The sequence below is a fragment of the Bizionia argentinensis JUB59 genome, assembly GCF_000224335.1.
In the GTDB taxonomy this organism is placed as follows: domain Bacteria; phylum Bacteroidota; class Bacteroidia; order Flavobacteriales; family Flavobacteriaceae; genus Algorimicrobium; species Algorimicrobium argentinense.
On record NZ_AFXZ01000067.1, the window covers coordinates 156369 to 169588 of the forward strand.

The 13220-nt window shown below is 34.0% G+C and carries 11 protein-coding genes; 7 read left to right on the forward strand and 4 right to left on the reverse strand.

All coding sequences use genetic code 11. The features are described from left to right. Positions 1–22 precede the first annotated feature (22 nt). Complete coding sequence (locus BZARG_RS14330; RefSeq protein ID WP_008639470.1) at positions 23–3481, reverse strand: hypothetical protein; 3459 nt, start codon at positions 3479–3481, stop codon at positions 23–25. Between the two features lie 173 nt (positions 3482–3654). Here BZARG_RS14330 and BZARG_RS14335 point away from each other — a divergent pair, with 173 nt between their 5' ends. The 3 genes from BZARG_RS14335 to BZARG_RS14345 all read left to right on the forward strand — a co-directional run bounded on the left by BZARG_RS14335 (position 3655) and on the right by BZARG_RS14345 (position 6592). Continuing rightward, positions 3655–4416: an exodeoxyribonuclease III gene (locus BZARG_RS14335; RefSeq protein ID WP_008639577.1), complete on the forward strand. Its 762-nt coding sequence runs from the start codon at positions 3655–3657 to the stop codon at positions 4414–4416. A 22-nt stretch (positions 4417–4438) separates the two neighbouring features. Then, positions 4439–5398: an OmpA/MotB family protein gene (locus tag BZARG_RS14340; RefSeq protein ID WP_008639816.1), complete on the forward strand. Its 960-nt coding sequence runs from the start codon at positions 4439–4441 to the stop codon at positions 5396–5398. A 156-nt stretch (positions 5399–5554) separates the two neighbouring features. After that, positions 5555–6592, forward strand: coding sequence for an aldo/keto reductase (locus BZARG_RS14345; protein WP_008639572.1), 1038 nt, complete (start codon positions 5555–5557; stop codon positions 6590–6592). A gap of 124 nt (positions 6593–6716) precedes the next feature. On the opposite strand, the gene BZARG_RS14350 is transcribed toward BZARG_RS14345, so the two are convergent. Together BZARG_RS14350 and BZARG_RS14355 are read right to left on the reverse strand one after the other, a co-directional pair. Then, complete coding sequence (locus BZARG_RS14350; protein ID WP_008639738.1) at positions 6717–8267, reverse strand: Rne/Rng family ribonuclease; 1551 nt, start codon at positions 8265–8267, stop codon at positions 6717–6719. A gap of 388 nt (positions 8268–8655) precedes the next feature. Further along, complete coding sequence (locus tag BZARG_RS14355) at positions 8656–8946, reverse strand: HU family DNA-binding protein (protein ID WP_008639609.1); 291 nt, start codon at positions 8944–8946, stop codon at positions 8656–8658. A gap of 135 nt (positions 8947–9081) precedes the next feature. On the opposite strand from BZARG_RS14355, the gene mutY reads away from it, so the two are divergent. From mutY to gldD, 4 genes are all read left to right on the forward strand, one after another. Next, positions 9082–10122, forward strand: coding sequence for an A/G-specific adenine glycosylase (mutY, locus tag BZARG_RS14360; RefSeq protein WP_008639712.1), 1041 nt, complete (start codon positions 9082–9084; stop codon positions 10120–10122). A gap of 74 nt (positions 10123–10196) precedes the next feature. Beyond that, on the forward strand, positions 10197–10670 hold the full coding sequence (locus BZARG_RS14365; RefSeq protein WP_008639617.1) for a single-stranded DNA-binding protein: 474 nt from the start codon (positions 10197–10199) through the stop codon (positions 10668–10670). Between the two features lie 22 nt (positions 10671–10692). Continuing rightward, positions 10693–11997, forward strand: coding sequence for a gliding motility-associated protein GldE (locus BZARG_RS14370; RefSeq protein ID WP_008639596.1), 1305 nt, complete (start codon positions 10693–10695; stop codon positions 11995–11997). Between the two features lie 49 nt (positions 11998–12046). Beyond that, positions 12047–12631 carry a gliding motility lipoprotein GldD gene (gene gldD / locus BZARG_RS14375; RefSeq protein ID WP_008639603.1) on the forward strand — a complete coding sequence of 195 codons (585 nt, stop codon included), beginning with the start codon at positions 12047–12049 and terminating at the stop codon, positions 12629–12631. Positions 12632–12683: 52 nt separating this feature from the next. Here the strand turns inward: gldD and BZARG_RS14380 are convergent, their stop codons facing one another. Continuing rightward, complete coding sequence (locus tag BZARG_RS14380; protein ID WP_008639662.1) at positions 12684–13202, reverse strand: heavy-metal-associated domain-containing protein; 519 nt, start codon at positions 13200–13202, stop codon at positions 12684–12686. Between the last annotated feature and the right edge of the window lie 18 nt (positions 13203–13220).

The window sequence follows — 13220 nt, forward strand, 5'->3', positions numbered from 1 at the left end:
TAAGTAACTTATGTTACAGTTCTCAAAAATAAGCTTTTAACTGTACGTTTCCGGTGTGGATAATAGTGCTTGTTTCGCTTTTTCTACCGTAATAGGTAAGATTCAAATCTAAAAAACTAGTTAGTTTCTTCTGTGCCAACACACTCCAAGTAAAGTTTTTTCCTGGTTGTAAACCTTCCATCATTTGATAAGCAACTGCGGTATTAGCACTACCAGCAAAATCATTTTTAAAATAATTAAATTCTCCGCTAATGGCCGATTGCTGGAAATTGGCAAATGTAAAAGCCGCTCCATATTTTTGCTGCTTTAAAGTTTCAAAATTACTGATGGTGTTTTCTTTGCTCGTGTACTGATAAAAGATATCAAAACGCGTATTGTCATTTAATAAATAGGAGATTTTTGGGTTGATGTTTGACTCATCAATATCGAAATTTTTACTCGCATAATTTTCACTAATACTGATGTTATTATTAAAACTCGATTCCAAATTTGCTAACCAACTTGTGGCAAACTTATGGGTGAATTGTAACTTATGACTTTGTAAATTATTTTCAATAAAGCCAAATGACAGCGTGTTTTGGGAGCTATTGCTCAAATACGTGTAAGACGTCGTATAATGTTGCTTCCCACGATTGAAAAATAAGACGTTTCTAAAGTTTAGTTGTAAAGCTAATTGATCAACTTCGCTGCCTTCAAACGGATTTAAGTTGAAATTATTTCCAGATCGTTTCTCTCTTCTATCCACTAAATATGACGTTTGATTATGAAACCGAGATAGGAGTTTTTTAAAGCTATTTTTACTATTAATCCATTGTTGTGGATTTAATGTTAACAACTGACTTAAACGATTTTGATGCGTTTTTATAAAGACTTGATTAGGTAAAAGTACACGAATATAATCAGCTTCATCAGGAAATTGCGATATTTCAAATTCTTCCAATTCTTGAATGCCGTTGCTGTTGTAATCAATCCAGGTATAAACACCTTGTCCAGATTCGACTTCTATATAGGTGAATTCCTGCTGCGGTAAGGTTCCAGAATTAGTTTCGAAAACTGTATTCCAAAAAACTAATTGATCGAAAAAGCGCTGACTAAAAATTATACGAGAATTGAGTGAGTTTTCATTTTCGGTATTTTTTCCGGTGTCTTTTAAAGTTCGGTAATTGGCGTAAATGGACAAGTTGGTTTTTGTATTTTTAATAATTCGCGAATCGATATAAAAGGTATTTGAGGTATTTACTTTCTGCAAGTTGCCATCGCGAACACTGTCATTGACGCGGTGTTTGTATCCTATTTCTGCAAAAACTTTTGTGCTGTCGCCAATTCCTGTAAAAACTTCGTAGGATTTATAACGTTGACTTAAAGCGGTGTATTCTTTAGTGATTTTATCTTTTTGCTCATTGTCCTCCAAGGCTAAACGAGTGCCGACCCATGCTTTATTTAAACTATAAGTAATTCGATTATAAGAACGAATAAAATTAGAAGTAGAATTAATAGAATTAGCTGTTAAAAAACTGGAATTTGAAAGAATATGCCATTTATTCAAATGTAAATCGGCAAAAGTAACATGGCGATTACCATTAAAATTTTCGGAATAATTTAAATGTTCAAATTGATAGCTGGCTAATCCTTTTTCAGGGTGAAAAGTGCGTAAACCAGTTTTAAAGAATAGCTGATTTCCTAATTGGGGAACAACTGTTTGATTCGCCATTGTGGGTTGATCTAAATTCCAATCCCTATTAAACTCGGCATTATAAATACGTTGTACGGAGCGAAAATCCTCTTGAACAAAATCTGTGTCAATCATGGCGTTTATATTCCACAGACTATCTTTTTTTATGATGGCTTGATCGACTTTAATTTTACCAGCAAAACCGTCATTATTCTCATTATCAATATTAGAAAATAAGTTGAGGTCGTTTTTACTACCAGCCACTTCAAAATCAATATTTGTTTGTTCTGTAGGCGCGTAGCTACCATTTACTATGGCCATTTGTAATTTGGTGGGCGCTACGAGTTGAATAATAGGTTCGTAATTTCCCTGGGGTTCACCAGCAATGGGTTCTATATATTTAAAAATAGTGGAAATAGCGTTAATTTGTTCACCATTAAATTCATCACTAATAATATAATTCCCTTGATTAAAACCAACAGGCATAAAACGAGCACTGTATAATTCATCTTCTGGATTATTAGAAAACACGAAGGCTTCTATACCGTTTATCAATTCTTTTTTATATAGAATACGATTTTCATTATAAGCTTCTGGTGAACTTGACGGTGCTACCATTAGGCTTTTGTCATCTCCAGCGTTTGCAAGGATTTCCACTTGATCTTCGGAAAGGTTTTGCTGCAGTGGACTATTTTTTGAATCGTTTTCGCTGTAAATAGAAACCCCGATTTTAAATTTCTCACTATCATATTTAGCGCCACCAAAAACGACTAATCGCGAGTAGTTCCGTTCGCTAAATTGATAATCTACGGTAATTCGCATTTCCGAAGTAATAGGGAAGGTAGAGTTGAATATAATTTCTCCTGCATTATAATTAATGATATAATCTTTGTTTTCACCGCGTTCCAATGCAATACCATTTACATAAACGGTTTCACTTCCAGAAACGATTAACACATATAATTCCGCATTAGAACCTTTTAATTTATAAGGCCCTTGATTACCTTCTTGAGCTGTAAACTGACTAGTTGTATATTGTCCACGAACTAATGCGCCAGCAGCAAACAGGTTAGTAGATGCTGCGTCGTGATTCAATTTCGCGTTAACCGCTAAACCCTGAACACGCTTGGTGAAATTTCCAAAATAGGAGTCGGTGTTTTCTAAATCCACATCGCCAGCACGAATTTTCCAATTATCGCTAAACAATTCAATAAAAACCTGATCAAATTCATCTAGCCTTTGAGAATAACCAGCTTCTTGTAGTGGAACATTTGAATCTTGAATGGAAGCACGGAGCGAAACTTTATCATTTAATTTACCAGTGATTTGCAAATCTAATTCACTATTTAAAACCGAGTTCTGATTGTTTCCAATAACAACACCTCGTGAAATACTTCCAGTAGTTGTTAATCCATCAAAAGGCATGAAATTGGATTGCTCGCTAGATTGCGAAAATTTATATAAAAGTTGCTGATTATTTGTGTTCGCTAAAATGATTTTATCATCTAATTGTCGGTAAGTCTTGGTTAAAAACTCTGGATATGCTAGATAGTTAATCACGATGGAATCGGCATCAATCGGTTTTTTGAGTTTTAGGATGGCTTTGGCAAAATCGACTTCATAATAAGATTCATCAATAAAAGAGGCATCTAATTTTTTTAAGGAGAAGAAACTAGAATTAATACTAACGCTATCAATTCTAATTGAATCAGTTACTGCAACCGTTTTTGTTTTGTAATTAGAATCCGTCTCCTGTGCAAATGCATAAAAGCAAATAAAAAAAACGATACAAGTAAAACGGTAGTTCATGTATTACTAAAACTGTGGATTCAGGAATATATTTTGTTGATAGCTTTTGTTAAAAGTGCCATAATTTAATAGCGTAAAAGTAACGCATTATTTATTTTAGCTAAAATTATTTCGGTCTGCCTTAAAAAGCATCGGTAAACGCGCATTTTAATCGCAAAAAAACACAAATATTCATGAAAATTATTTCTTACAATGTAAACGGTATTCGCGCTGCATTAAAAAAAGGTTTTATTGATTGGTTAATAGCTGCAGATCCAGATGTAATATGTTTACAAGAAATTAAAGCCCAAGTAGAACAATTAGATTTAACGCTTTTTGAAGAAGCTGGTTATAAATACCAATACTGGTATTCGGCACAGAAAAAAGGGTATAGTGGTGTTGCTATTTTAAGTAAAACCAAGCCCGATCATGTGGAATATGGAACCGGAATTGAGTCTATGGATCATGAAGGTCGTAATATTCGTGCCGATTTCCCTGGTGTATCTGTTATGAGTTTATACTTGCCCTCTGGAACAAACGATGCACGACTGCAGCATAAGTTTGATTATATGGATATGTTTCATGAATATATTGCCAACCTGCGTGGTGAAATTCCAAACTTGGTTATATGTGGAGATTATAACATTTGCCATGAAGCTATCGATATTCATAATCCGAAAATGAAAGGTGTTTCAGGGTTTTTACCAGAAGAACGCGATTGGTTAAGTAAATTTATTGATAGTGGTTTTACCGATTCTTTTCGATTTTTACACCCTGAAAAACAGGTGTTTAGTTGGTGGAGTTATCGTGCCAATTCCAGAGCCAATAATAAAGGTTGGCGTTTAGATTATGCAATGGTTTCGCAACCCTTACACGAAAAGATTGAAAGAGCCGTTATACTTACGGATGCGGTTCATAGTGATCATTGTCCTATATTACTAGAAATAAATAATTAATACCCAAATCAACAAAATAAGAATGAAAAAACATTTTATAGTATCAGTACTACTGGTTGCTTTATCAACAGCTTGTGTGTCGCCAAAAGTTTATAAAGATTTAGAAGAAAAATATAATACACTGAAGAGTCAGAATAGCGACTTGTCTTCAGAAAACACCGATTTAACTTCAGCAAAAAACAAGGCTCTAAATGAACTAGAAGCCTTACAGAAATTTTATGACGAAACAGTAGCACAACGCGATAAATTGCAACAGGATTATAATGGTTTACAGTCGAAATTTGATGTTTTGAAAGCATCTTATAACGCTTTAGAAACAAACAGTTCGGCAGCAATTGCTAAAAACTCTAATAAAAACCGTGAATTGTTAGCGCAATTAGAAGCTAAAGAGCAAGCGCTTGCAACTGAAAATGCACGATTAGAAAAATTAAAGAGGGAATTAGGAGAGCGTTCCAATCGTGTAGCGGAACTAGAAAGCATGATAGCAGCGAAAGATGCTGATATGAAACGTTTAAAAGATGCTATTTCGAGTGCATTAACCGATTTTGAAGGGAAAGGATTAACAGTAGAGCAGCGCGGTGGAAAAGTGTATGTTTCTATGGAGAATAAATTATTATTTCATTCAGGTAGTTGGGCAGTGGGAATTCAAGGTAAAAAGGCTGTAAATCAATTAGGATCTGTGTTGGCAGATAATCCAGAGATAGCTATTTTAATTGAAGGTCATACGGACAACGTACCTTACGGTGGAAGCGGACAGTTAAGTGGTAACTGGGATTTATCGACCAAACGTGCTACGGCGATTGTAAATATTTTGCGTGAGAACGCATCTATTAAGCCAGAGAATTTAACGGCAGCAGGACGTGGCGAATATGCGCCAGTTGCTACTAATGATACTGCGGATGGTAAAGCAAAAAACAGACGTATTGAAGTGATATTGACACCGAAATTAGATGAGATTTCGAGATTGTTGAATGATATTTAACCAGTTCCTGCAAAAGTAGGAGTTTCTTTAATAAATAAAGCTTTAACATTCATTTGGAACTCACAGTCTGGATAGCTAATAGAGTTAAAACATGAAAGACTTTCTTATATTTAAGTTTAACTAAAAAATAGATTCCTGTTTTTACGGGAAATGAAGATGAAATATACCAACTTATCACAAACCGATATTAAAGTCAGTAAATTATGTTTAGGAACTATGACTTGGGGAAATCAAAACACCCAAGCCGAAGGTCATGAGCAAATGGACTACGCATTAGACAGCGGTATTAATTTTTTTGATACGGCTGAAATGTATCCCGTTCCTGCCGAAGAAAAAACTTACGCTGAAACCGAACGTATAATTGGTAATTGGTTCCAGAAAAATGGAAATCGTGATAAGGTTGTTTTAGCTTCTAAAATAGCCGGCCCTGGCGATTATACAGCGCATATTAGAACCAATGGCTTCAGTCAGGAAGCTTTGGTGGATGGCGTTAATCAAAGCTTAAAGCGGCTTCAAACGGATTATATTGATTTGTATCAGTTGCATTGGCCAGAGCGCCAAACCAACACGTTTGGAATTCGAGACTATAAGCATCATTTAGAAGATAAATGGGAAGATAATTTTAACGAAGTTCTTCACACTTTTCAAGGCCTAATTAAAGACGGTAAAATAAGGCATATTGGCGCTTCTAATGAGAAGGCTTGGGGAACGATGCGTTTTTTGGAAGAATCTAAAAACCATAATTTGCCACGTATGGTAAGTATTCAAAATGCATATTCTTTGCTAAACCGTGTTTTCGAAGGCGATATGGCGGAAATTGCTATTCGTGAAAATATTGGTTTACTAGCATATTCTCCTATGGCATTTGGTGTTCTTTCTGGAAAATATATAAAAAATGAAGCAGCTGATAACTCGCGATTAAAACTGTTTTCTAGATTTTCAAGATATAGTAGTGAGAAAGCTTCGGAGGCCACCCGATTGTATCTAAAACTGGCCGAGAAACATGAAATAAGTTTAGCCCAATTATCTTTAGCTTTTGTAACGCAGCAACCATTTGTTACGAGTACAATAATTGGTGCTACAAACATGCTTCAACTAAAAGAGAATATAAAAAGTATAGATTTAGAATTGAACGACTCTTTAATAGAGTCTATTAATGATATTCACAACATTTTACCAAATCCGGCCCCTTAATATTAATAAGTAGGAGGAACGCGTTAGGTTGTACCTTTTAGGAACTGATTTTAACGTAATTTTATTTTAGTGATGACTAGAAATAAAAAAAGCTTGCTAAATTAATAGCAAGGACGCTTTTTTATTATTTAATTTGATTACCATCTTCATCAAAGAAGTGATATTCTAAGTATGTGTAAGCATCTCTTGGTAAAACTTTGACCCATTTTTTATGTTCAAAAAACCATTTTGAACGTATTGATGGAATACCTTTTGTTAAAAAGGCTGCTATAAAGGGATGTGTGTTTAAGGTCACCTTCTTATAGTCTTTTTTTAATAATTGCTCAAGATCGTGAGTTATTTTCGGAATTATTCCTATTGGTGCTTCAACTTCTGCTTCTGCACCTGTAGTAGTATCAGGATTTTCCTCACGCGTTTTAATGTTCATTTCTGGACGTACGCGTTGTCTTGTAATCTGTATTAAACCAAATTTACTTGGTGGTAATATTTTGTGTTTCGCTCGGTCATCTTTCATTTCATCACGAAGATGATTGTAAAGCGTTTTTCTGTTTTCAGCTTTCGTCATATCAATAAAGTCAACTACGATTATCCCGCCCATATCACGTAGACGAAGTTGTCTAGCAATTTCTGTAGCCGATATCATATTAACTTCCAATGCCGTGTCTTCTTGATTTTTTGCTTTATTGGAACGATTACCACTGTTAACATCTATCACATGCAGTGCTTCAGTGTGTTCTATAACCAGATAAGCGCCTTTGGACATAGAAACAGTTTTTCCAAAAGAGGTTTTAATCTGTCTTTCTACACCAAACTTCTCAAAAATGGGAACATTGGATTGATATAATTTCACTATTGATTCTTTATTTGGTGCAATTTCATGCACATAATCTTTTATTTGAAGATAAAGCGCTTCATCATCTACATGGATATTTGTGAACGTATCGTTAAAAATATCTCGTAAAATGGACGAGGCTTTATTCATTTCACCCAGTACTTTACTGGGGTGTTTTGCTTTGTCTAGTTTTTTACTCATTGCGGTCCAACGACCAATCAAGTTTTGTAAATCTTTATCTAGTTCTGCGACTTTTTTGCCTTCTGCTACTGTACGTATAATTACACCAAAACCTTGGGGAGTAATACTCTTTACAAGGCGTTTTAGGCGGTCTTTTTCTTCTTTGTCTTCTATCTTTTGAGAGACAGAAATACGATCTGAAAAAGGCACTAAAACTATATATCTACCAGCTATGGATAACTCGGAACTAACCCGAGGTCCTTTGGTGGAAATTGGCTCTTTTACTATTTGTACTAATGTAGACTGATTAGATTTGATAACGTCACTAATTTTGCCGTTTTTATCAATATCTTTTTCAAATGGGAAATTCTTTAAAGAATAGTCTTTTAGTTTACCTGTGCTTACACTTTTTGTGAATTTTAAAAGGGAAGGGAGTTTGGGTCCTAAATCATGATAATGTAAAAAGGCATCTTTTTCATACCCTACATTTACAAATGCAGCATTTAAACCCGGAACAGCTTTTCGTATTTTGGCGATAAACACATCGCCAACGGAAAAGTTATTACCGCCTTCATCTTTCTGTAATTCAACTAGTCTTCCATCTTTTAATAAGGCAAAATCAACAGTGTCTGTACCAGACCGAATAATTAATTCTTTATCCATTATGTTAATTTTTATCTACCATACAAAAGTATGACAGATGGATTAATACTATTTTTTCTACTGTTTAAAACAAAACAGTAGAAAGAATACCCAAACTATAAACAGCTTTAATACTGAACATAGTTAAGGCATCTCACAGGATTTTTTTAAATCCGAAGAGATACTCAAAATAACATATACATGCATTTCGAGTAACTCAATTTCAAAGAACTCTTTGTTTTATAAACCAAAAAAGTAGTTAAAATTAACTACTTTTTTAGCTTACTTCTTCTTCTTGTGACGGTTAGCGCGTCTTCTCTTTTTACGCTTATGCGTTGCTACCTTGTGTCTCTTTCTCTTTTTACCACTTGGCATAAGTTACTTGTTTTAAGTTAATAATTTAATGTTTTTACTTGATCTCAACGTTCGATTTAACACCTTCTACAAATACTTTTGCAGGTTTAAATGCAGGGATATTGTGAGCAGGTATTTTAATAGTGGTATTTTTAGAAATATTTCTACCAGTTTTCTCTGCTCTAGCTTTTATTATAAAGCTTCCAAAACCTCTTAAATAAACATTATCACCACTCTCTAATGAAGATTTCACTTCTTCCATAAATGTTTCAACAGTTGCCTGTACATCGCCTTTTTCAATTCCTAATTTTTCAGAAATCTTTGCTACTAAATCAGCTTTTGTCATGTTAATTATTTTAATGTATTGCTATTAATCTATTAAGGGATGCAAATATAGGAATTTATAATTCAATATTTCAAACCTAATTCATTAAAATTTAAGATTATAAACCTGTACTTTTGCCGTTAGCCCTTTTAATAAATGCAATTTAATAAATCTTTAATAGCTTGGTATTCAGTAAATAAGCGTGAGTTGCCATGGCGAAATACCAAGGAGCCATACTACATATGGTTGTCCGAAATTATTTTACAACAAACTCAAGTCAAGCAAGGTTTACCTTATTATGAAGCCTTTGTGCACCAATATCCTACCGTTTTTGAGCTAGCAAACGCAAAAGAAGAGGCTGTTTTAAAACTTTGGCAAGGTTTAGGTTATTATTCTAGAGCTCGAAATTTACATGCCACGGCTAAATATGTTGCGGTTGAATTGGACGGGATTTTCCCTGATAATTATACAGATTTACTCAAATTAAAAGGAGTTGGCGATTATACGGCGAGTGCCATTGCATCTTTTTGTTTTAATGAGGTTGCTGCCGTTTTGGATGGCAATGTATATCGAGTTTTGTCAAGATATTATGGTATTCATACGCCTATAAATAGTACAGAAGGTAAAAAGGTGTTTAAAGCGTTAGCGAATGACGCTATAGATATTGAAAATCCAGCAGAGTATAATCAGGCTATCATGGAGTTTGGTGCTATACAATGTAAACCTAGCGGTCCCGATTGTCTAATTTGTCCTTTAATTGAAAGCTGTGCGGCATACAGGAAAAATGAAATTAGTATTCTGCCGGTTAAGATAAAGAATAAAAAACCTAAAAATAAGTATTTTAATTTTTTGGTTTATATATCAGATAGTGACAAAACGGTTATAGAGAAGCGAGTAGGTAAAGGCATCTGGCAAAATTTGTATCAGTTTCCTTTAATGGAAACAGAAAAAAGTATTGATGAAACTGAATTTTTAAAACGCCTTAATAGCGTTGAAAGTTTTCAGGACGTTACCTTGTTTAATTCGGTTGATATTGTTCATAAATTGTCACATCAACATTTACACACGAAATTTTGGATAATAAAAACGCAAGAGTTGCCTGAAAAGGGCACTGATATTTCACAAATTGAAGACTATGCGGTGCCCGTTCTAATTAAAAATTTTATTGAAGAATTTAATTTTGAATATGAAATTTAGCAAGCTCATATTTTTTTACTAAATTTAAGTTTATGAATAGCAAAAGCGTAATTTTGCCAAACAAATAAATTATCATGTCAGGAACATTAAATAAAGTAATGCTAATTGGGCATTTGGGAGATGAGGTTAAGATGCACTACTTTGAAGGTGGTGGCTGTATTGGCCGTTTTCCTTTGGCTACCAACGAAACATATACAAGTAAGCAAACTAATGAGCGTGTTACTAACACGGAATGGCATAATATTGTGGTTAGAAATAAAGCTGCTGAAATTTGCGAACAATATTTAAGTAAAGGTGATAAAGTATATATAGAAGGCCGTATAAAAACTAGAAAATGGCAAGATGAGGGTGGAAATGATAGATATTCAACCGAAATTCAGTGTACAGATTTTACGTTTTTAACTACTAAAGGCGAAAGTGGTAACACACAAGCCAACCAGCCACAAGAGCAAAAACAGCAACAACCAACACAAAGTACGCAACCGCGTCAAGAGCCTATTACACCCAAACCGGAAGTGGATATGCCAAAAGACGATTTACCATTTTAAACGCTTTTAATACAAACGATCATTGGACATAGAACCTCCCAGTTTTTTATCATTAATTATTTCAGTCGATTATTCCCTACTATTTGGAACAGTCTTATTATTTGTTTTGCTTCTTTGTTCGGCATTAGTTTCAGGAGCTGAAGTCGCCCTATTTTCATTAACTAGATCGGATATTGAAGATGAAACGGAACCAAATACTACAGCGCTTAATATTATTATCAAATTACTAGAGCGACCTAAAAAATTGCTAGCAACTATTCTAGTGGCTAATAATTTCATTAATATCGGTATCGTTATTCTCTTTGCTTTTTTAGGGGAAACTCTATTTCAGGGTATAGCTTCACCAATTTTAAAGTTTCTATTAAAAGTTGTTGTTGTAACCTTTTTAATACTACTTTTTGGAGAAATTTTACCTAAAATTTATGCCAGTAGAAACCGGATGAAGTTTTCTGTATTAATGGCATATCCTTTACGGGTTTTAGATATTGTTTTTTCACCATTAAGCTTGCCAATGCGCAGCATAACTTTAGGAATTCATCATAAGTTAGGGAAACAAAAATCTAATTTAAGTGTCGATCAATTATCTCAAGCATTAGAACTTACCAGCGAAGCCGATACCACGCAAGAAGAGCAGAAAATATTAAAAGGTATCGTTTCTTTTGGAAATACGGATACCAAACAAGTTATGCGCCCGCGGATAGATATTTTTGCTTTAAACATTAATTTAAAGTATTTGGAGATTATTCCAGAAATTGTGGATAACGGCTATTCTAGAATTCCCGTTTATGAAGAAAACATCGATAAAATAAAAGGAATTCTATATGTAAAAGATCTGTTGCCTTATATAGATAGAAAGCAATTTGATTGGACAACCTTATTACGTGAGCCATTTTTTGTTCCAGAGAATAAAAAACTGGATGATTTAATGGTGGAATTTCAAGAAAAGAAAGTCCATTTAGCGGTTGTTGTAGATGAATATGGCGGAACTTCCGGACTGATTTCTTTAGAAGATATTATTGAAGAAATTGTAGGTGATATTAGCGATGAGTTTGATGATGAAGATTTGATTTATTCCAAATTAGACAATAATAACTATGTTTTTGAAGGGAAAACAGCTTTAAAGGATTTTTATAAAATCATTAAATTAGAAGATGATAGTTTATTTGAATCAGGGAAAGGTGATGCTGAAACTTTAGCAGGATTTATTCTAGAGTTTTCTAAAAGCTTTCCGAAGAAAGGCGCTAAAATATTTTTTGATAATTACGTTTTTATAATTGAAGCCTTGGATAATAAACGGATTACACGTGTAAAGGTGACAATACCTTAAAATAGGTCGTAAAAAAACAGTTATATTATCTTTTATTAAATCGAATTGCATGAAATTTAAAAGCTTATCAATTATATTCCTAACCTTATTATTGACTGCCTGTGGCAACGACACTATGCCAAAACCTGCAGCACATTTACGGTTAGAATACCCAAAGGCGGAGTATAAAAAAATGGAAGCAGGTTTTCCGTTTACGTTTGAAAAAAATGAGTTAGCTACTCAATTTAAAGCCCGATCTATATCTAATGATTCGGGAAGTTATGGTATTGATATCAAGTATCCATCTTTAAAGGGAACCATATATTTAACATACAAGCCCATAAATAATAGTAAAGAACGTTTAACAACTTTGCTAAGAGATGCTCAAGGTTTTACTCAAGAACACACTGTTAAAGCAGATGCGATTGTAGAACAACTTTATGCTAACAAAGATCGAAGCGTTTATGGTATGTTTTATGAAGTAGGTGGGAATGCCGCTTCACAATCCCAGTTTTATGTGACCGATAGCATTAATCATTTTTTAACAGGTTCGCTTTACTTTTACGCAAAACCTAATTTCGACTCTATTCTGCCTGCTGCTAAATATTTACAAAAGGATATCCAGCAAATTATGGAAACGATTACTTGGAAATAAAGAAAGCCACTCAATAGAGTGGCTTTCTTGTTTTACAATATAATGTGTTTGATTAGGCTTTGGCCTTATTTTTATCCGCGCAACAAGCCATTTTACAGTCTTCAGCGCATTCTGTTTTTTCCGCTTCTGTTTTATCAGCACAACAAGCTTTTTTACAATCTTTATCGCAAGTTTTCATATCGGCATCAAAACTATCAACCGTTTTCATGTCTTTTACAGAATAGATTTCTCCAGATTTTTTAACAGCTTCTTCTAAAGATGTTGCGTTTACTTTGGCTTCATCATATTCTACCATAGCTAAACGGGTATCAAAATCAACTTTAGCCGATTTTACACCATCCATTCTTGCCATTTTCTTTTCAATTGTTTTAGCACATCCCATAGCACATGTCATACCTTCAATGGTAAATTCTGCTTTAGCATAAGTCGCATTTGGATCTAATTCTGCTTTAGTAACTTCTGGAGTCGGTGTTGTTTCAACGTTTACTACCTCCGGTGTTGTTTCATTTTTACAACTTGCAAATACTAAAATTAATACAACAAGCGTCATTATGTTTTTTAAGCTCTTCATTTTAAATCGTTTATTAAG